At 44.0% G+C, this 21,096-nt stretch carries 19 protein-coding genes; 4 read left to right on the forward strand and 15 right to left on the reverse strand.

Translation table 11 applies throughout. From position 1 onward, the window contains the following. Position 1: 1 nt before the first annotated feature. From AB4407_RS18365 to AB4407_RS18430, 14 genes are all read right to left on the reverse strand, one after another. Positions 2–391, reverse strand: a complete 390-nt coding sequence (locus AB4407_RS18365) for a F0F1 ATP synthase subunit I (RefSeq protein ID WP_008221392.1) — start codon at positions 389–391, stop codon at positions 2–4. Between the two features lie 192 nt (positions 392–583). Next, positions 584–1,465, reverse strand: coding sequence for a ParB/RepB/Spo0J family partition protein (locus tag AB4407_RS18370; protein ID WP_012605105.1), 882 nt, complete (start codon positions 1,463–1,465; stop codon positions 584–586). A 23-nt stretch (positions 1,466–1,488) separates the two neighbouring features. Beyond that, positions 1,489–2,262 carry a ParA family protein gene (locus AB4407_RS18375; RefSeq protein ID WP_010433205.1) on the reverse strand — a complete coding sequence of 258 codons (774 nt, stop codon included), beginning with the start codon at positions 2,260–2,262 and terminating at the stop codon, positions 1,489–1,491. Between the two features lie 14 nt (positions 2,263–2,276). Beyond that, complete coding sequence (rsmG, locus tag AB4407_RS18380; protein ID WP_009848127.1) at positions 2,277–2,909, reverse strand: 16S rRNA (guanine(527)-N(7))-methyltransferase RsmG; 633 nt, start codon at positions 2,907–2,909, stop codon at positions 2,277–2,279. Continuing rightward, on the reverse strand, positions 2,909–4,804 hold the full coding sequence (gene mnmG / locus AB4407_RS18385) for a tRNA uridine-5-carboxymethylaminomethyl(34) synthesis enzyme MnmG (RefSeq protein WP_372121558.1): 1,896 nt from the start codon (positions 4,802–4,804) through the stop codon (positions 2,909–2,911). The genes rsmG and mnmG overlap by 1 nt, the downstream gene beginning before the upstream one ends. 480 nt (positions 4,805–5,284) lie before the next feature. Further along, positions 5,285–5,719, reverse strand: coding sequence for an FMN-binding protein MioC (gene mioC / locus AB4407_RS18390; protein ID WP_017111747.1), 435 nt, complete (start codon positions 5,717–5,719; stop codon positions 5,285–5,287). A 50-nt stretch (positions 5,720–5,769) separates the two neighbouring features. Then, positions 5,770–7,131 (reverse strand): tRNA uridine-5-carboxymethylaminomethyl(34) synthesis GTPase MnmE, encoded by a 1,362-nt coding sequence (gene mnmE, locus AB4407_RS18395; RefSeq protein WP_372121560.1) that lies wholly within the window; start codon positions 7,129–7,131, stop codon positions 5,770–5,772. 129 nt (positions 7,132–7,260) lie between these two features. After that, positions 7,261–8,880, reverse strand: a complete 1,620-nt coding sequence (gene yidC, locus AB4407_RS18400) for a membrane protein insertase YidC (RefSeq protein ID WP_009848131.1) — start codon at positions 8,878–8,880, stop codon at positions 7,261–7,263. A 2-nt stretch (positions 8,881–8,882) separates the two neighbouring features. Further along, a complete protein-coding gene (gene yidD / locus AB4407_RS18405) occupies positions 8,883–9,140 on the reverse strand; it encodes a membrane protein insertion efficiency factor YidD (RefSeq protein WP_004735802.1) in 258 nt (85 codons plus the stop codon). Next, complete coding sequence (gene rnpA / locus AB4407_RS18410) at positions 9,107–9,430, reverse strand: ribonuclease P protein component (protein WP_029223763.1); 324 nt, start codon at positions 9,428–9,430, stop codon at positions 9,107–9,109. Before rnpA ends, yidD begins: the two co-directional genes overlap by 34 nt. Before the next feature lie 45 nt (positions 9,431–9,475). Next, the gene (rpmH, locus tag AB4407_RS18415; RefSeq protein WP_004735800.1) at positions 9,476–9,610 is read right to left on the reverse strand and encodes a 50S ribosomal protein L34; all 135 of its coding nucleotides are present in this window, start codon (positions 9,608–9,610) and stop codon (positions 9,476–9,478) included. 194 nt (positions 9,611–9,804) lie between these two features. Beyond that, a complete protein-coding gene (locus tag AB4407_RS18420) occupies positions 9,805–10,554 on the reverse strand; it encodes an amino acid ABC transporter ATP-binding protein (RefSeq protein ID WP_372121561.1) in 750 nt (249 codons plus the stop codon). Then, positions 10,551–11,222 carry an amino acid ABC transporter permease gene (locus tag AB4407_RS18425; RefSeq protein ID WP_372121562.1) on the reverse strand — a complete coding sequence of 224 codons (672 nt, stop codon included), beginning with the start codon at positions 11,220–11,222 and terminating at the stop codon, positions 10,551–10,553. Before AB4407_RS18425 ends, AB4407_RS18420 begins: the two co-directional genes overlap by 4 nt. A 134-nt stretch (positions 11,223–11,356) precedes the next feature. After that, positions 11,357–12,106, reverse strand: a complete 750-nt coding sequence (locus AB4407_RS18430; RefSeq protein ID WP_372121563.1) for an amino acid ABC transporter substrate-binding protein — start codon at positions 12,104–12,106, stop codon at positions 11,357–11,359. 309 nt (positions 12,107–12,415) lie between these two features. On the opposite strand from AB4407_RS18430, the gene dnaA reads away from it, so the two are divergent. The 4 genes from dnaA to gyrB all read left to right on the forward strand — a co-directional run bounded on the left by dnaA (position 12,416) and on the right by gyrB (position 18,608). Continuing rightward, entirely contained in the window at positions 12,416–13,837 is a 1,422-nt protein-coding gene (gene dnaA, locus AB4407_RS18435) for a chromosomal replication initiator protein DnaA (protein WP_289887917.1), read from the forward strand. 81 nt (positions 13,838–13,918) lie between these two features. Continuing rightward, the gene (gene dnaN, locus AB4407_RS18440; RefSeq protein WP_372121565.1) at positions 13,919–15,019 is read left to right on the forward strand and encodes a DNA polymerase III subunit beta; all 1,101 of its coding nucleotides are present in this window, start codon (positions 13,919–13,921) and stop codon (positions 15,017–15,019) included. A 74-nt stretch (positions 15,020–15,093) separates the two neighbouring features. Beyond that, positions 15,094–16,173 carry a DNA replication/repair protein RecF gene (recF, locus tag AB4407_RS18445; protein WP_372121567.1) on the forward strand — a complete coding sequence of 360 codons (1,080 nt, stop codon included), beginning with the start codon at positions 15,094–15,096 and terminating at the stop codon, positions 16,171–16,173. A gap of 17 nt (positions 16,174–16,190) precedes the next feature. Continuing rightward, positions 16,191–18,608, forward strand: a complete 2,418-nt coding sequence (gene gyrB, locus AB4407_RS18450) for a DNA topoisomerase (ATP-hydrolyzing) subunit B (protein WP_372121568.1) — start codon at positions 16,191–16,193, stop codon at positions 18,606–18,608. 73 nt (positions 18,609–18,681) lie between these two features. Here gyrB and AB4407_RS18455 read toward each other — a convergent pair whose 3' ends face one another. Then, positions 18,682–20,778, reverse strand: coding sequence for an EAL domain-containing protein (locus AB4407_RS18455; RefSeq protein ID WP_372121569.1), 2,097 nt, complete (start codon positions 20,776–20,778; stop codon positions 18,682–18,684). Positions 20,779–21,096 lie beyond the last annotated feature (318 nt).

The raw sequence follows: 21,096 nt of genomic DNA on the forward strand, positions 1-21,096 counted from the left end.
CCTATTTTTTATTGTTAATGAAAAGCACTGGCGCAAAGATATTAATACCTAGAACCAGTAAATAGGTCAGTTTGAGGGGAATTAATTCCACCTGCATATACATGTAGACGATAGAGAATAGTAGAACTGTGATTAAGATTTTGAGCGCTTCCCCTGCATAGAACGACGCCGCAACTAACTTAGTTGCTCGAGCTCCACAAAATAGGAAAGCACACACACAAAAAACTACATTAGCGATGACAAAAATACCGCCACCGATTAATGCAGCAAAACCCCAATCAGGATTAACAGCTAAACCTAACCCTATCGCCACTAATATAACCGCGCTAAGCTCGATCAATAACATTTGCTTTGCAAGCACTCGTCCTGGTCTTGCTAACGCCGCTACCATGTATTCGTTCCTCTTTTAAGCCTACTTTGATACTCGCTTAAAAGCGTGCTGATAAATTGGCGAAAATTATACGTTCAGCCAAATTGATTGCAATAAGAATGCAGCAATCATTTACATTTTTGTATACAAACCGACAACTTTTGTACGAAATCACTTGTTCATTACATAATTGACCTAAATCAATTATCTCACTTAGTACTCTAATTTAGCAATAAGTTGATCTAATTTGTGAGGCTCATCAAGAGTAATTGTCACTTTTGACTTCCCACTAACAGAACGAGTAACTGAAACGTTTGCTTGCAATTTTTCCGTGAGTCTTCGTGAAAGTTCGATAGCTTCAGTGTCTTCTTGCTTCGATTCTGATTCAACGTCTGGCTTTAAGCACTTTTTAACAAGCTGCTCAGTTTGACGCACGGTCATTTTTTTGGTTGCCGCAGTGTTTGCTGCCTCAACCTGGGTATCGCCTTCGAGCGCAAGCAATGCTCTAGCATGCCCCATTTCCAGGTGTTTGTTGGAAACTAAACCTTTTACTTCATTTTCGAGCTGATTTAGACGTAATAAGTTACTAACCGTTGCTCTCGATTTACCGATCACTTCAGCAACTTGTTGATGTGTCAGCTCAAATTCGTTCTGCAAACGCTCTAACGCTTGTGCTTCTTCGATAGCATTCAAGTCTTCACGCTGAATATTCTCGATCAATGCCATCGCAATCGCGGCTTTATCTTCTACTCTTTTGATCAGACATGGCACTTGCTTAAGGCCAGCTTGACGAGCCGCTCTCCAACGACGTTCGCCAGCTATAATCTCAAATTGGTCGTGCGCTAGCGGGCGTACAACAATTGGCTGAATAATGCCTTGAGATTGAATTGATGCTGCCAGCTCTTCTAGCGCTTCCGGCGCAATATCCTTACGCGGTTGATATACACCTGGCTTTAAGCAACCAACAGCCAATTCGATAAGCTCACCATCAGCCGACAACGCCTGACTGTAAGAAGCTACTTGCTGTTTTTCACGAGCCAATGAGCTAGTTGCAAGCAATGCATCTAGCCCCTTTCCTAAACCACGCTTAGACATTGAGCGAATTCCTTTGGTTAGACCTATACTGGGACTTCTTCACGACGCAACATTTCGCCGGCAAGAGCAAGATATGCCTTAGCTCCTGCTGAATATTTGTCGTAGTACATTGCTGGCTTGCCATGACTCGGCGCTTCTGCCAGACGCACATTTCTAGGGATCACAGTTCGATAGACTTTGCTACCGAAGTGCTTTTTGAGTTGATCAGATACTTCGTTCGATAGGCGGTTACGAGGATCGTACATAGTACGTAGAAGACCTTCAATCTTCAGATTCTCATTTACCACCGCAGCGAGTTTGCTGATGGTATCCATCAACGCTGTCAAACCTTCCAGTGCAAAGTATTCACATTGCATAGGAACCAATACGGAATCAGCCGCAGCCATCGCATTAATTGTAAGAAGGTTTAGAGAAGGTGGGCAATCGATAAAGATGAAATCATAGTTATCACGAACTGATGCTAGCGCATTTTTAAGACGAACTTCGCGTGCAAACACTTCCATCAATTTGATTTCAGCCGCTGTAACATCACCATTTGCGGCGATGAGGTCGTAGTTACCAGATGTACTTCGACAAACTACCTCATCAAATGGGGTATCTTCAACCAGCAAATCGTAAGCAGTTGCTTCAACTTGATACTTGTCAACACCGCTCGCCATAGTGGCATTACCCTGAGGATCGAGGTCAACAACCAAGATCTTGCGTTTTGTTGCCGCCATTGATGCTGCCAAGTTAATGCAAGTTGTTGTTTTTCCTACACCACCCTTCTGGTTGGCGATTGCTACGATTTTACCCACTATGGCCTCGCTGATTATCCCTGACGCGATAAAGTTACTAGATGACGCTCTCCATCAAGCTCTGGCACTTGCAAAGCTTTAATGTCTGTCACTGAACACCATTCAGGTAACAAGTCGATTTCGTCTCTAGGATGTTGTCCCTTAAGAGCCAAAAATACACCGGATTGCTCTTTAGGTAAATGATGACACCACTCTACCATGTCTGTCATTGATGCAAATGCGCGACTGAGCACGGCATCAAACTTTTCTTCTGGTTGAAATTCTTCAACACGACTTTGAATCGGCACCACGTTGTCGATACCCAGCTCATGAATCACTTGCTTGATAAAGCGAATACGCTTACCCAAGCTGTCTAGCAAGTAAAACTCGCAGTCAGGATTCATGATTGAGAGCGGAATCCCAGGAAGGCCAGGGCCTGTGCCAACGTCAATAAAGCGCTTGCCTTGTAAGTGAGTGCTAACAATGATGCTATCTAAGATATGTTTCACCATCATTTCTTGCGGATCACGAACTGACGTCAGATTGTATGCTTTGTTCCACTTGTTTAGTAACTCAACGTAGCCAACCAATTGGCTGCGTTGCTTTTCAGATACTTCAAGTTCAGTCTGGCCAATCAGGTGATCCAGTTTTTCGCGTAATGCGCTCATTATGCTTCCTCACCTTTTTTCAACAGGCCGTGTTTTTTCAAGTAAACCAACAGAATTGAAATTGCAGCAGGTGTGATACCTGAGATTCGCGATGCAATACCAATTGAGTCTGGTTTAGCGGTAGTTAGTTTTAGAACCACTTCGTTAGAAAGCCCTTTTACCTTACTGTAATCGATGTCAGCCGGCAGTTTAGTGTTTTCATGACGCAGTGATTTTTCAATTTCGTCTTGTTGACGCTGGATATAACCATCGTACTTCACTTGAATCTCAACTTGCTCAGACGCTTGTTGATCTTCCAGTGCAGGACCAAAACGATCCAACGACGTTAACTGTGAATAAGTCATTTCAGGACGACGAAGAAGATCTTCACCACTCGCTTCACGAGACATTGGTGTTTTCAGGATCTGGTTCAGTTGATCAATATCTTCAGATTTTGGATTAATCCATGTTTCTTTAAGACGTTGACGTTCTTTCTCCATGTTTTCTATCTTCTCGTTGAATCGCATCCAACGAGCATCGTCGACTAAGCCAAGTTCACGTGACTTTTCAGTCAAACGGATATCAGCGTTGTCTTCACGAAGCAACAAGCGATATTCCGCGCGAGATGTAAACATGCGGTACGGTTCTTTGGTACCCATTGTCGACAAGTCATCAATAAGTACACCCATGTAAGCTTGATCGCGGCGTGGGCTCCAGCCCTCTTTGCCTTGCGTAAACAAACTCGCATTCAAACCGGCCATTAAGCCTTGTGCTGCAGCTTCTTCGTAGCCAGTGGTACCATTGATTTGACCCGCAAAGAATAGACCTTTGATGAACTTAGTTTCGTAAGTCAGCTTAAGGTCGCGAGGATCAAAGAAATCATACTCAATCGCATAGCCTGGGCGAACGATGTGTGCGTTCTCAAAACCTTTCATTGAGTGAACGATTTTTACCTGCACATCAAACGGTAGACTGGTAGAGATACCATTCGGGTATAGCTCATGGGTCGTTAGGCCTTCAGGTTCAATGAAAATCTGGTGACTGTTTTTATCAGCAAAACGCATCACTTTGTCTTCTATCGAAGGACAGTAGCGAGGGCCAATACCTTCAATCACACCCGCGTACATTGGGCTGCGATCGAGATTGGCGCGAATAACGTCATGCGTGTTTTCATTGGTATGCGTGATGTAACATGGAATCTGACGCGGCTGCTGAGCTCGGTTACCCATGAATGAGAAAACCGGAGTCGGATTATCGCCGTGTTGAACCTCAAGCTCAGAAAAATCAACGCTGCGTGCATCGATGCGAGGAGGTGTGCCGGTTTTCAAGCGATCAACTCGGAATGGAAGATCACGAAGACGGTCAGCTAGTGCGATCGATGGTGGATCGCCAGCACGGCCGCCTGAAGAACTTTCCATACCAATATGGATCTTGCCGCCTAGGAATGTGCCCACAGTCAGAACCACAGCGCTTGCGCGGAACTTAAGGCCCATCTGCGTAACCACACCCACCACTTGATCCTGTTCAACGATCAAGTCATCGACCGACTGTTGGAACAAAGTTAGGTTTGGCGTGTTTTCAAGAACGTTACGAACAAAGGCTTTGTAAAGTGCGCGGTCAGCTTGTGCACGAGTAGCACGAACTGCAGGGCCTTTTGATGCGTTCAATGTTCTGAACTGAATACCTGCATGATCAATAGCTTGCGCCATTAATCCACCCATAGCATCGACCTCTTTTACCAAGTGGCCCTTACCGATCCCGCCAATGGCTGGGTTACAGGACATCTGTCCCAACGTATCGATATTATGAGTTAGTAATAACGTACTTTGACCAGTACGTGCAGATGCGAGTGCGGCTTCCGTTCCTGCATGGCCACCACCAACAACGATGACGTCAAATTTTTCGTGATAAAGCATGAACCGACCTCAGGTACTCAAACGTTTCTAGATTGATAAAAAGGAGCGATATTCTACCTGTTTTCATAGCTTGAGAAAACGTTTTTGGAATTTTTCGAAAAAGCTGTTTTTAATTAATATAGATAAGATCTTTAGAGAGATCTTTTATTAGATCTATTATTAGGATCGAGGGTATCTGTGGATAAGTAGAAAATAATCAACAAGATCATGGATCTTTTTTGGATCAAAGGATGTGATCTAACTTTGATCATGATGAGGATTAGCTGGGATCAAAATAGCTACTTATACACAAGGGGAAATTACCTAGAAAGTTGTTATTTGGATAACTATAGGTTAATCACTGTATATTTATGATCTTATCCACAGAGAAAATTGAAAAAAATGACATGTATTTCGATTTATTTTCAAAAAAGTTATTCACAATCACGATATTCAGAGACAAAAAAAGCGGCATAAGCCGCTTTTTAGAAGATTGAGGAGTTAAAACTGGTCACTATGATCGTTAAACCAATCCTCTGCAGCATCCTCAGGAACCGGTGTTTCAAGAACATCGATGGTAAAACACGCTGAAATAGGCTGAGCACCAAGCTTTTCTAGAAGTGAATAAGCAGACTGGCCTGCAGAACAGAAGGTGTCGTAGCTTGAGTCACCAAGAGCAACCACAGCAAAGCGAATCGCGCTTAAATCGGGAGATTCTTGATTCAATGACTTGATCAAAGGCTGGATGTTATCAGGAAATTCACCCGCACCATGCGTCGATGTCACCAATAACCAAGTACCTTGTTGCGGAATATTGTCGTATTCTGGCTGATTATGAAGCTCGATCTCGTGCCCTTGAGCTTCTAGAAGATCATTAAGGTGATCGCCAACGTATTCTGCGCCACCCAAGGTGCTGCCTGTAATAATGTGGATCATTAAGCTGTCCTTACTAAAGAAGAAGGCCAGCATGAGCCGGCCTTTTAAGGTTATTTACCAATACAGAATGAAGAGAAGATGCGACCTAAAAGATCGTCTGAACTGAACTCACCTGTGATCTCATTAAGGTGCTGTTGAGTGATACGAAGCTCTTCCGCTAAAATCTCACCCGCCATGTAGCCTTCAAGCTGCTGTTGGCCGATATCTAGGTGTTCTGATGCACGTTCTAGGGCATCTAAGTGACGACGACGTGCCATGAAGCCACCTTCATTGCCACCCGCAAAGCCCATGCAATCTTTTAAATGATTACGCAGTGCATCAACGCCTTGCCCAGTCTTTGCTGATAGTCGAATCAGAGTTGGATCATTAACATGGCAAATTCCGAGATCTTCACCTGTTTGATCGGCTTTGTTACGAATAACGGTCATTCCGATATTATTCGGCAGACGATCAACGAAATCGGGCCAGATATCTTTCGGGTCGGTTGCGTCTGTTGTTGTGCCATCAACCATAAATAAAACTCGGTCTGCCTGAGCTATTTCTTCCCAAGCACGTTCAATACCTATCTTTTCTACTTCATCAGAGGCCTCACGTAGGCCTGCGGTATCAATAATATGCAGTGGCATGCCATCAATATGGATATGTTCACGCAGTACATCACGCGTAGTGCCGGCAATATCAGTCACAATGGCAGATTCTTTGCCTGACAATGCATTCAATAGACTCGATTTACCCGCATTTGGGCGACCTGCAATCACGACTTTCATACCTTCACGCATGATGGCACCTTGATTGGCTTCTTGGCGCACAGCTTCGAGATTGTCGATGATAGCCTGTAAGTCAGCACTTACTTTACCGTCAGCAAGGAAATCAATTTCTTCTTCAGGGAAGTCGATAGCCGCTTCAACGTAGATTCTTAGGTAAATCAGGGAATCTACCAGTGTATTAATACGCTTTGAGAATTCACCTTGCAGGGATTGTAGTGCAGATTTCGCCGCTTCTTCTGAGCTTGCGTCAATCAGGTCAGCAATCGCTTCGGCTTGAGTTAAATCCATCTTGTCGTTTAAGAAGGCACGCTCTGAAAACTCACCTGGACGCGCAGCACGCACGCCTGAGATCGCGAGGATTCGTTTGATGAGCATATCCATCACCACCGGACCGCCGTGGCCTTGCAGCTCTAACACGTCTTCGCCAGTAAACGAATGTGGGTTAGGGAAGAAAAGCGCGATACCTTGGTCGAGTTCGATGCCATCGTGAGATTTAAACGGCAGGTACTCAGCGTAGCGAGGCTTAAGTGTTTTTCCTGTTACTTCTAGGGCAACCTGAGTCGCCAATGGGCCGGAAACGCGGATAATACCGACGCCACCACGGCCTGGCGCGGTCGCTTGAGCAACAATCGTATCTGTAGTCATAGGTGTGCCTGCTAGCATGTGAAAGCCAAAGAGGGCATTCACGATTAATCAATTAGCTGAATTGTAATCAGCTAAAAACAAAAAGGCGACCTTTTGGTCGCCTTTCTTTATTTCTTTCTATTATCGAACTTACTTAGAATGTAAGCCTTTCTTTTCCAGTGCGCGGTAGATAAGCGTTTGCTGAATTAGAGTTACGATGTTCGATACTAGCCAGTAAAGAACCAGACCTGAAGGGAAGAACAGGAAGAAGAATGTGAACATAACCGGCATAAAGGTCATGATCTTCTGCTGCATTGGATCCGTTACAGTTGTCGGGCTCATCTTCTGGATTAGGAACATTGAAGCACCCATCAGAAGTGGCAAGATGTAGTATGGGTCTTGTGCTGAAAGGTCAGTAATCCAACCGAAGAACGGTGAGTGACGCAGTTCAACAGACTCCATTAGTGCCCAGTATAGCGAAATGAAGATAGGCATTTGAAGAAGGATAGGTAAACAGCCACCTAGTGGGTTTACTTTCTCTTTCTTGTAAAGCTCCATCATTTCTTGACTCATGCGTTGACGGTCGTCGCCAATACGCTCACGCATTGCAGTCAGCTTAGGCTGAAGCATACGCATTTTCGCCATAGACGTGTACTGAGCTTTCGTTAGTGGGTACATAGCACCACGAACGATGAAAGTTAGACAGATGATTGCCAGACCCCAGTTCACAACGATGCCTTGAATAAATGAAAGCAGAGTATGAAGTGGTTTAGCAATGAACCATAACCAACCGTAGTCAACTACTAGGTCTAGGTTTGGTGCAACAGCAGCCATTTGGTCTTGAAGTTTAGGACCAACCCAAAGCGTTGCTTTGAAGCTTGCTTCGTCGCCAGTAGCGATGGTTTTGTTCGGCATGCGAACACCGATGTCGCCAAGGTTACCAATGACACGAGTGTAAAGGTTGCTGCCTGCTTCGTCGCGTGGAATCCAAGCACTTGCAAAGTAGTGTTGAATCATCGCTGCCCAACCTTGACCGTTTGCTAGGTTAAGAGAAAGGTTGCGATCTTGCATGTCGTCGAAGCTGTATTTTTTGTAACGCGTATCTTCCGTAGAGTAAGCACCACCACGGTAAGTTGGCATTGTTAGGCTACCACCGTCATCCATAACGTTTTGACGTAGGTGAGCGTACATGCCGAATGTTGCGTTATTGCCAGAGTTGTTGACTACATCGTATTCAACGTCAATAGCGTAGCTGCCGCGCTTAAGGACGAATGTTTTTGTGTAATCCAGGCCGTTCGCTTGGTAAGTCATTGGGATGCGTAGTTCATCTTGACCTTCAGCCAACGTGAAGCTGTCTGCTGAAACCGTGTAGCTAGGGCGGTTAGTGCTGCTTAAATCGATACCTTGAGGACCCACTAGACCGCTTTGAGCGATAAATTGGTGACCAGGCTCGTTTTTAAGAAGAACAAAAGTATCTTCAGAATCGAACTCAGCAGAGTAATCGTTTAGGTTTGCTGTAACGACATCACCACCAACCGTATCAATTGACAGAGTCAGAACATCAGTTGTTACTGTGATAGTTTTAGCAGAAGCAACTTGACCAGGAGCCGGGTCTAGATCATCTGCATAAGATGGCGCTGGTAGGGTGCTGCCAGATTGTGCCTGCTCAACCGCTTGTGGAGCTGGGTTCTGAGCTACGTTCCATTGTTGGAACAGTAGGAAAGAAACCAATGCCAATGCGATTAACAGGATATTACGTTGAGAATCCATCGTTATTTATCTCTGTCTTGTTTTTGGACTGGTGGAACGGGGTCAAAGCCCCCTTCGTTCAAAGGATGGCATTTTAATAGACGTTTGCCTGATAACCAACACCCTTTTACAAAACCGTGAGCTTTCAACGCTTCTATCGCATATAAAGAGCAGGTTGGAGTAAATCGGCAGCGTGGGCCGATGAGTGGACTAATAAACCATCTATAAAAATAGATGGGTATTAGCGCTATCCACGCGAAGGGCGAGACAGGCGAAGCCATAATTTGTCGAGTAGCTTGAACATTTCTTCATTGCTTAAATCTTGCGCGCTCTTCTTAGCGATTACAACATAATCTTTGTTAGGAAGTTTGTGTTGAGTGTTACGAAAGCTTTCACGAGTAAGACGCTTGAATCGATTACGACCCACGGCGGTTTTAATCTGCTTTTTCGGAACGGCTAATCCAAGGCGAGGATTTGAAAGAGAATTATTTCGGGCAATGATGGTGAAATGAGGGGAGCCTGCTCGATGAGCTTGCTTGAAGACATTCTGATAATGTTCGGGAGTTAACAAGCGTAACTCCCGACCGAAGGCTAGCTTATTCAAAATAATCAAAGATTACTTAGAAAGACGCTTACGGCCTTTTGCACGACGTGCATTGATTGTTGCGCGACCGTTCTTAGTAGCCATGCGAGCACGGAAACCGTGTGTACGCTTACGCTTTAGAACTGTAGGTTGAAAAGTGCGTTTCATTGTAATTACCTTACTGATCAGTAGTTTTAGGTTTTTGTTAAACCCGGCGTGGGCATTTTTTCTCTTCTTTATATAAGAAAGGAAAACCGACGCCTCTCAACAAAGAGGCGGAATTGTAATCACTGTCACAAAAAGTGTCAATGATTGGGTTAACTAAAATTCCGGTCGGGGGATTATACGTAGAATAACTAAAATCACAAGGATCCTTCGTCGATCCCGACCTTATTTAAGAATTTCTTTAACTTAGGATCCTGTGGATTACCAAAAATATCCTGTGGAGATCCCTGTTCGACAATGTGGCCATCAGCCATGAAGATCACTCGGTCTGCGACCTCTCTAGCGAACTGCATTTCATGAGTAACCACCAGCATGGTTTGATGCTGATTTGCTAGTTTTTTCATTAGGTTAAGCACTTCGCCAACCCATTCAGGATCAAGCGCTGAAGTCGGCTCATCAAACAGTAAAAGTTCTGGTTGGAGTGCCATTGCTCGGCCAATACCAACCCGTTGCTGCTGGCCACCAGAGAGCGCGGCTGGGTAGCTATCAGCTTTCTCTCCCAAGCCAATATCGTCGAGTATTTGTTGTGCTTTTTCATGGGCTTGCTGCTTTTTCCACCCACGAACGGTAATCAAGCCTTCGGCTATATTCTGTTTCGCGGTTTGGTGAGCAAATAGTGCATAGTTTTGAAATACAAAACCGGTCTTCCGACGCAATGCAAGCACCTCTGCTTTGGTGTGTTTCTGAGCATCGACATTAATATCATCAATCGAAATAGTGCCTTGATCGGCTTGCTCTAGAAAGTTCACACAACGCAGTAAAGTAGATTTACCAGTCCCACTTGAACCTATGATGACAATTATCTCACCTTGCTTGATTTCTAGGTCGATCCCTTTCAATACTTCGGTGTCACCAAACTGCTTGTGGATATTTTGTAATTTGATCATCGTACATACGCCTTATTCAGTTTCACTTCGGCCCAGATTTGAATACGAGTGAGGATAACCACCACGCCCCAATAAATTAGCGCGACAGCTAGGAAAGCCTCGAAGAAGCGAAAGCTTGAAGAAGCTTCCATCTGAGCTTTGGCCATGATTTCGGCTACACCTAGGGTGAATGCAAGTGAAGTCGACTTGATCATGTCAATGAAATAGTTCATCAAAGAAGGCAGAGCCACGCGGGTTGCTTGTGGCAAGATCACTCGGCGCATCGCTTGGGTGGTTGTCATACCGACTGAGAGGCTGGCTTCCATCTGGCTACGATCAATACCGATAATCGCGGCACGAATACTTTCTGCCATATACGCGGCAAAGTGCAAGGTTAAGCCAATTACAGCGGCGCTGAAGGCATCCAACCCAACCATCCACGGGAATACTTGTGGTAAGCCGTAATAAAGGAGGAAAAGCTGTACCAACAGAGGTGTGCCTCGAAAGAAGCTAATGTACAGCTGGCTCAGTTGGTCGAGTACTGGGATTTTGAATACACGAATATTCGCCAGTATTAGAGATAGGATCAGAGCAAAGAACAAGCCCCAAGTCGCCATCTCCATCGTGGTGCCTAAATACTTCAGGAGTATTGGCAACAGCTCTAGCATGTAATTAAAGTCAAATCCCATAATCTATCTCGTATTAATATTGGAAGTGTTGTTCTATTTGGAAATACTGTTCTATCAGGCTTTTAATCCGTGCACAAAAGCAAAAAGCCCACCGCCGTGTAAAGCAGTGGGCCTCGAATGGAGATAGTGAGTGATTACTTCTGAGTAATGTCCGCACCAAACCATTTCTGAGAGATACTTTCTAGCGTACCATCTGCGCGCATTGTTGCTAATGCTTGGTTTACTTCTGCTTGCAGTTTTTTACCGTTGTCGTTGTTCACGAAAGGCCAGGCGTTTTCAATGGTTTCGAATGGCTGACCTGCTAGCTGTAATGGTAGCCCTGTCTTCTTGATAAGCTCTAGTGCTGATAGGCGATCCATTACGAATGCATCTGCACGACCAAGAGCGACATCATGCTCAATACCTGTATCGTAGGTTTTTACATTGATTTTGCCATCTTTGTCGTAGCTGCGAAGCAGTTGTTCAAAGTTTGAACCTAGGTTTACCGCAACCGTCTTGCCATCAAGGTCTTCGATACCTTTAATGCTGTCATTACCTTTACGGACGGTAATTTGCGCACCGTCTACTACGTATGGGTCGGCGAATAGGTATTTCGCTTTACGTGCATCCGTCATTGTAATTTGGTTTGAAATGGTATCGATACGACCCGTTTCCAGAAGACCAAACAGACCAGAGAAGTTTGCCGTTACGTATTCAACTTTGTAATCGTTACGCTTACCGATCTCATCCCATAAATCCACTTCAAAACCTTGTAGTTGGTCTTGTTTAACGAACGTGAACGGGAAGTAGCGACCAGACATGCCGACTTTAACTTCAGTCGCAGCTTGAACAGTAGCAGCAGAGAGTGCGATAGCCGCAATTGCAGCCTTAATCCAGTTATTCATTTGGTAACTCCTTATATTTATAGGGTTGGATGTTACTGGGAAAATGCTCAATAGAATAAATAACCAGATGTTATTAACCATAACCAGATTGTATTCTCGATTTGGGGATAACTAGCAAGGATCCGGGCATAAGTGGATCATTGTGTGAGTAAATTAGGGGCAAGATGTGTGGATCCACCGATTATTTACAAATTTATTGTGAATAACTTGGATCTTATTCACTGGATCTGTGATCAATTGCTGGTGATCTGACTTATCAACAGGTAAAATTAACGGTCATTTCATATAACTTAAATAGAGTGGGGCACCGTGTCATCTTCGCTTTGGTTGCAATGCTTGCAACAGCTTCAAGAAGAATTACCAGCTACAGAATTCAGTATGTGGGTACGTCCGTTACAAGCGGAGCTCAATGGTAATACTCTAACTCTATTTGCACCAAACCGATTTGTACTCGATTGGGTGCGCGATAAGTACCTAAATAGCATCAACCGTTTACTGCAAGAATACTGTGGTAATGATATTCCACATCTTCATTTTGAGATTGGAAGTAAACGAGTTACTGCTCCAAAACCTGAAACTATTGCCCCAGCTCGTACCCGTACAGCAGCCGATGTAGCCGCTGAGTCATCTGCACCTGCGCAGCTACAAGCACGCAAACCAGTACACAACATCTGGCGTGATGAAGAACCTGTAGCGGTTGATCTTAATCACCGTTCAAACGTCAACCCAAAACACAAGTTCAATAACTTTGTTGAAGGTAAGTCGAACCAACTGGGTTTGGCTGCGGCTCGTCAGGTTTCTGATAACCCAGGAACAGCCTACAACCCGTTGTTCTTATACGGCGGCACTGGTCTAGGTAAAACGCACTTGTTGCACGCGGTGGGTAACGCCATTGTTGATAATAAGCCGAATGCGAAAGTGGTTTACATGCACTCAGAGCGTTTTGTTCAGGATATGGTAAAGGCACTGCAAAATAACGCGATTGAAGAATTTAAGCGCTACTACCGCAGTGTTGATGCCTTGCTTATCGATGACATTCAATTCTTCGCGAATAAAGAGCGTTCTCAAGAAGAGTTCTTCCATACCTTTAACGCGCTGCTTGAAGGCAACCAACAGATCATCCTAACGTCTGACCGTTATCCAAAAGAGATCAACGGGGTAGAGGATCGTCTTAAATCTCGCTTCGGTTGGGGTTTGACGGTTGCGATTGAGCCACCAGAGCTTGAGACTCGTGTTGCGATCTTAATGAAGAAAGCTGAAGACCACCAAATTCACCTTGCGGATGAAGTGGCATTCTTTATTGCTAAGCGTTTACGTTCTAACGTTCGTGAGCTTGAAGGCGCATTGAACCGTGTTATTGCGAATGCAAACTTCACTGGCCGTCCGATCACGATCGATTTCGTGCGTGAAGCACTGCGTGACTTACTTGCCCTGCAAGAAAAACTGGTCACCATTGATAACATTCAAAAGACAGTCGCTGAATACTACAAAATCAAAGTTGCTGATCTATTATCTAAACGTCGTTCTCGTTCTGTTGCTCGTCCACGCCAACTGGCAATGGCACTGGCTAAAGAGTTGACTAACCACAGCTTACCTGAGATTGGCGATGCATTCGGTGGCCGTGACCACACGACCGTACTGCATGCTTGTCGTAAGATTGCTCAGTTGCGTGAAGAGAGCCACGACATTAAAGAAGATTATTCGAACTTGATTCGTACCCTTTCTTCTTAATACACAGTATTCTTAACCTTAATAAGCAGAATCTTGGCCACGTACTATTACGCAGTGCCATTTAGACCGTAAGAGCAAGATATGAAATTTACCATTGAACGTAGTCACCTGATTAAGCCATTACAACAAGTATCTGGCGCACTCGGTGGCAGGCCAACGCTTCCAATTCTAGGAAATCTTCTGATTAAAGTAGAAGATAACGTGTTGTCGATGACAGCAACGGATCTAGAAGTTGAACTGATCAGCCGTGTAACGCTTGAAGGTGATTTCGAAGCGGGCAGCATTACCGTACCGTCACGTAAGTTCCTAGATATTTGTCGTGGCTTGCCAGACAGCTCAGTGATTACCGTGGTATTGGATGGTGACCGTGTTCAGGTTCGCTCTGGTCGTAGCCGCTTCTCATTGGCAACATTACCTGCGGCAGATTTTCCAAATATTGAAGACTGGAGCAGCGAAGTTGAAGTGTCAGTGACACAAGCTGAATTGCGCGGTCTTATCGAGAAAACCCAATTCTCAATGGCGAACCAAGACGTTCGTTACTACCTCAACGGTATGTTGTTTGAGATTGAAGGTTCTATTCTGCGTAGTGTCGCAACTGACGGTCACCGTATGGCGGTATCTCAAGCACAACTGGGTGCCGATTTTGCTCAAAAGCAGATCATTGTGCCTCGTAAAGGTGTTCAAGAGTTAGTGAAGCTACTGGATGCTCCAGAACAGCCAGTAACACTTCAGATTGGTAACTCTAATGTGCGTGCGGAAGTGAACAACTATGTATTCACTTCTAAGCTGGTTGATGGTCGTTTCCCTGATTATCGCCGCGTAATGCCGCAAAATACCACCAAGACACTTGAAGCTGGCTGTGATGAATTACGTTCAGCATTTTCTCGTGCTGCGATTCTATCGAATGAAAAATTCCGTGGTGTTCGCGTTAATCTTGCGGATAGCGAGATGCGTATTACCGCGAACAACCCAGAACAAGAAGAAGCGGAAGAAGTGCTAGACGTAACCTTTGATGGTGACGCATTAGAGATTGGCTTCAACGTAAGCTACGTATTGGATGTTCTGAACACACTACGTTGTGAGCAAGTACGCATCTCGATGTCAGACGCAAATGCGAGTGCTCTTATCGAGAACGCACAAGATGACAGCGCGATGTACGTTGTTATGCCTATTCGCTTATAAGCGTTGTTTGTGATGTTTACTGATCAACAACGTTTGTCTATCGAGCCGTGATTGAAGATTAATATGAAGACGTTATGCCTTTATCGCGCTTAATCGTTAAGCAGTTTAGAAATATAGAAGCCTGTGACATTCAACCGTCATCAGGCTTTAACTTTCTTATAGGGGCTAACGGAAGCGGCAAAACCAGTGTCCTTGAAGCGGTGTATCTGCTCGGACATGGTCGTTCATTTAAGAGTTCACTCACCGGCCGTATCATACAAAACGAGTGCAGTGAGCTGTTTGTACATGGCCGTTTTATGACCTCGGATCAATTTGAGCTGCCAATTGGCATTAATAAGCAGCGCGATGGCACAACAGAGGTTAAAATAAGCGGTCAAACTGGGCAAAAATTGGCTCAGTTAGCTCAGGTTTTACCTTTGCAGTTGATTCACCCGGAAGGGTTTGATTTACTAACCGATGGACCTAAGCATCGCCGCGCATTCATTGATTGGGGAGTCTTCCACAGTGAGCCCGGCTTTTATGATGCATGGGGCAGGGTAAAGCGCCTCAATAAGCAGCGAAACGCCTTATTGAAAACGGCAACACACTATCGAGAACTGAGCTATTGGGATCAAGAATTGGCCCGTTTAGCAGAAAGTATCAGCCAGTGGCGTGCCACTTACGTTGAACAGCTTAAAGAAGTCGCCGAAGAAATCTGTGCGACCTTCCTTCCTGAGTTTGAGATAAAGATTAACTATTATCGTGGTTGGGACAAAGACACCCCATACGCCGAGATATTAGAAAAGAATTTTGAAAGGGATCAGCAGCTTGGTTACACCTTTAGTGGGCCAAACAAAGCGGATCTGAAGATAAAAGTGAACGGCACTCCAGTGGAAGATGTCTTGTCACGAGGTCAATTGAAGTTGATGGTATGCGCGCTACGAGTAGCACAAGGGCAACACCTCACTCAAATGACAGGTAAGCAGTGCATCTATTTGATAGATGATTTTGCTTCCGAATTAGATAGCCAACGCCGAGCACGTCTTGCTGAGTGTTTAAAGGCGACCCAGGCTCAAGTTTTTGTAAGCTCTATTACCGCTGATCAGATTGCAGATATGCATGACGAAAATAGCAGGATGTTTCATGTGGAACATGGCAAAATAGAGCAAGGATAATTAGTCAGAGAGTAACTATGTCAGATAATTACGATTCATCGAGTATTAAAGTACTGAAGGGTCTGGATGCGGTACGTAAGCGTCCTGGAATGTACATTGGCGACACGGATGATGGTACCGGTCTGCACCACATGGTTTTTGAGGTGGTAGATAACTCTATTGATGAAGCGCTAGCTGGTCACTGTAATGACATTATTGTAACTATCCATGAAGATAGTTCAGTGTCTGTAAGCGATGACGGCCGTGGTATTCCAACAGAATTGCACCCAGAAGAAAACGTATCAGCAGCAGAAGTAATCATGACGGTTCTTCACGCTGGTGGTAAGTTCGATGATAACTCGTACAAGGTATCTGGTGGTCTGCACGGTGTTGGTGTTTCAGTAGTTAACGCACTTTCTAAGCAAGTTACTCTTACTATCCACCGTGGTGGTAAAATCCACACTCAAACCTACAGCCACGGTGAGCCTCAAGCGCCACTAGCGGTTATCGGTGACACGGATAAAACAGGTACAGAGATTCGTTTCTGGCCGAGTGAAGAAACCTTCACTAACATCGAGTTCCATTACGACATTTTAGCTAAGCGTCTACGTGAGCTATCATTCTTGAACTCAGGTGTATCTATTAAGCTAATTGATGAGCGCGAAGAAGACAAAATGGATCACTTCGAATACGAAGGTGGTATCCAAGCGTTTGTTGAACACCTTAATACCAACAAAACGCCAATCATCCAAAAAATCTTCCACTTCAACTCTGAGCGTGAAGACGGTATTACCGTTGAAGTTGCGATGCAGTGGAATGACGGCTACCAAGAAAATATCTACTGTTTCACCAACAACATCCCTCAACGCGATGGTGGTGCTCACTTAGCTGGTTTCCGTGCGGCGCTAACGCGTACTCTGAACAGCTTCATGGACAAGGAAGGCTTCTCTAAGAAAGCGAAGACGGCGACCTCTGGTGATGATGCTCGTGAAGGTTTGACAGCGATTGTTTCTGTTAAAGTGCCTGATCCTAAGTTCTCAAGCCAAACTAAAGATAAGCTGGTTTCTTCAGAAGTGAAGTCTGCCGTTGAATCTACAATGGGTGAGAAGTTGTCTGAGTTCCTGATTGAGAACCCAGGTGAAGCGAAAACAGTTTGTTCTAAAATTATTGATGCAGCACGTGCTCGTGATGCAGCGCGTAAAGCTCGTGAAATGACTCGTCGTAAAGGCGCATTAGATTTAGCGGGTCTTCCAGGTAAGCTTGCTGACTGTCAGGAAAAAGATCCTGCACTGTCTGAACTATATATTGTGGAAGGAGACTCTGCTGGCGGTTCAGCTAAGCAGGGTCGTAACCGTAAGAACCAAGCAATCCTACCGCTGAAAGGTAAAATCCTTAACGTAGAGAAAGCACGTTTCGATAAAATGCTGTCTTCTCAAGAAGTAGCAACGCTAATCACAGCTCTTGGTTGTGGTATTGGCCGTGACGAATACAACCCAGATAAACTGCGTTACCACAACATCATCATCATGACCGATGCCGATGTCGATGGTTCTCACATCCGTACTCTGCTACTGACGTTCTTCTACCGTCAAATGCCAGAGCTGATTGAACGTGGCTACATCTACATTGCTCAACCGCCACTTTACAAAGTGAAGAAGGGTAAGCAAGAGCAGTATATTAAAGATGAAGATGCAATGAACCAGTATCAAGTATCTTTGGCTCTAGACAATGCAGAACTGCACGTTAACCCTGAAGCGCCAGCATTTGCAGGTGAAGGTTTAGAGAAGCTTGTTCAGCAATACAATGCAGGCATCAAGCTTGTTGATCGTATGAGCCGCCGTTACCCACGTGCATTGGTTCACGAACTGATTTACGTTCCTCGTCTAACGGCTGAGCAGTGTCATGATGATGCGGCAGTTGAAGCTTGGGGTAAGCAGCTTGTTGAGCAGCTAAACGGGAAAGAAGTAGGTGCGAGCCAATACAGCCTTGAAGTTGAAAAACACGAAGAGCTAGGCTTAAGCGTTCCTAAGATTGTGGTTCGTACTCATGGTGTGACTCATGAACACCTACTGAGCATCGATCTTATTAACTCTAAAGAGTTTGGTAAGCTAGCGGATCTTTCTGAAGCACTTGATGGCTTGATTGAAGAAGGCGCTTACATTAAGCGTGGTGAGCGTACTCAAGAAGTTTCTAGCTTCGTTGATGCTCTGAACTGGTTAGTGAAAGAGTCTCGTCGTGGTCTAAGCCTACAGCGATACAAAGGTCTAGGTGAGATGAACCCTGATCAACTTTGGGAGACGACAATGGATCCTGAAACTCGTCGTATGATGCAAGTAACGATTGAAGATGCTGTTGGTGCGGATCTGTTGTTTACAACGTTGATGGGCGACCAAGTAGAACCGCGTCGTAACTTCATCGAAGAGAATGCTCTTAAAGTTGCTAACTTGGATGTGTAACTTTATAGGTAATTAAATAGAAACGCAGGTGATAAAGCCTGCGTTTTTTTATACCTACAAGTTCAGTTCTAAACTAAGCATTACCATGCTTAAATGGCGTAGGACGACCAAATAGATAGCCTTGCCCTAAATCACATTGATACTCTTGAAGCAGCTGCTCTTGATCTAATGTTTCTATGCCTTCTGCTACAACCTTCATCTCTAAGTTATGTGCAAGGTTTATAATGCTGTGGGCGACCTTTCGGTCTCCTTTATTGGTATGAATATTATCGATAAAGGATTTATCGATTTTTAAGTAGTTTGCTGGTAGGTCTTTTAAAATAGCAAGAGATGAGTACCCTGTTCCAAAGTCATCAATGGCAACAGACATTCCCAATTGTTGAAAACGCAATAATAAGTCAGAGCATTGCTGAAGGTTGTGCATTAACGTGGTTTCGGTTATTTCCAATTTGATGTTTTGAGGGTTAACCTTGTGGCTTTCGAGTATGCTTATAATGCGATCATAAATATTCTCATCCTTTAGCTGGCATGCCGATAAGTTAATCGAGATAACGGGTTTTTCTTCATTTGGAAGCTGCGCGATTAACGAACAGACTTCTTCTAGCACACAGTACCCAATATCACTGATGAGTCCAGATTGCTCAGCCATCTGAATAAATCTATCTGGGTACAACAGCCCATGCGTAGGATGCTGCCAGCGAACAAGCGCTTCATAAAAGTCAATGTATTGCGTATTGATGTTATAGATTGGTTGGTAGTGAAGAACAAACTCTTTGTTGGTTATAGCGCTTTGAAGATCATTGAATAGCTTACTTTTTTCCGCTTCTTTTTTTCTTGTCTCTTGATTAAATATATTGAACTGATTTCGTCCATTATGCTTAGCTTGATACATAGCGAAATCGACATTTTTCATTATAAGTTCGGAGTTATCGCCATCAAGAGGGATCTGTACAACCCCCATTGATACCGAAAGGTTTATTGTTTGATTTAAGTAACTCCATGAAGCTGAGAGTTGGTTTATCAGTTTGTTCGCTGTCTTGTTCACTTGAGATTCTGATTGGCAAACAGTTAATAGCGCGAATTCATCCCCACTAATACGAGTAATCGTATCGGCATACGTGAAGTGGGTGTTAAGCCTACGGCTTATCTCTTTTAATACTTGGTCACCAACAAAGTGGCCAAACTGGTCATTGATCTCTTTAAAATTATCAACATCAAAATAAAACAGCGTGTAACTGACTTTTTTATCTTCAACTTCAACAATAATTTCATCTAATCTTTTGTTAAATTTTCTACGGTTATGTAGCCCTGTGAGCATGTCAGTATTGGCTAAGTGGTGCAGTTGTTCCGTTTTTAAATCAACGGCATTTTGTAGCTTTCTAGGGAGCATTGCGTAATAAAGAAAGCAATAGCTAAGCAATGAGCAGATAATCAGAGCCAGTAGCAATTTAAGGGTAATCGAGCTAAAACCATGGGTATTAGGGTCTAAGCCAATAGTCAGTGCCCACTCTGTATTTGGAACCTTGATAGTAGCGGTACTAGTGAGCCAATTTTCAGGTATAGGCTGACCACGAAATATGTCATTTTTTCCAGTGTCAGGGTGAAGGCGAGACAACTGGAAATGCAATTGCTTATCTTTGAGTGTCGTTAGAGAACTTTGTTCAATTAGGTCATCTAACATAATGAGAGCATTCGCAAACCCCCAGAATACTTCCTCGTTTTGTTTTTTAAGATTGACTGGCCGACGAGCAACAATAGCTTCCCCACCTTGCTTGAGTGAAAAAGGCCCCGCCAAGGTGAGCTTATTACTTTGTGCGGCTAGAAATGCCTCTTTACGGCGAGATTCATCGAGGAGTAAGTTATGCCCAATTGCTTTTTCATGTCCTTGCAAAGGGTATATTTTCTGAATAATTCCATTAGGAGCAAGCTGAAGGTTGGTAATGACTGAACTAAACAATAGGACTTCTTGGGCGTATTCTTCGAAGTGATTAAAGTTTCCTTCATTTTGTATAAGCTCGATTGCTAACATTTGGGTTGAGGCGGTTAAGGCTGTGTGGAGAACTTTTTCTAGACCGCTTGCTTGAATGATGGCGACTTGATTGACGAGTTGTTTCTTTTCTTTTTCTTCAATTTTCGTTGCTAGTTCAATAAACCATAAAGATAAACACATCAGCATCACGAAAAGGATACATGTTGTTATATAAGGTCGAGAAATTTTCAGAAAGATTTCCATACAATAAGCTTATTTAAAATGAGAATAGTGATTGTATTGTAATCATAGACTTTGTTAGAGCTTTGTAATAGAGAGGGTGAGAGTTTTATCTTTGACTATAGGAACTATATGTCTGCAATTTAATTAGATTTTATAAAGCAGAATTTTATTTATATTGGAAGTATTGATTTCATGTGTGCTTGACCACATATCTAGTTGTGAAGAGGAAAGCTGTCTTGCTCAAAAGAGAAGAAACAGAACCTTCATTACCGCTGA

This window comes from Vibrio sp. 10N.261.46.E11 (genome assembly GCF_041472735.1).
Lineage (GTDB): Bacteria > Pseudomonadota > Gammaproteobacteria > Enterobacterales > Vibrionaceae > Vibrio.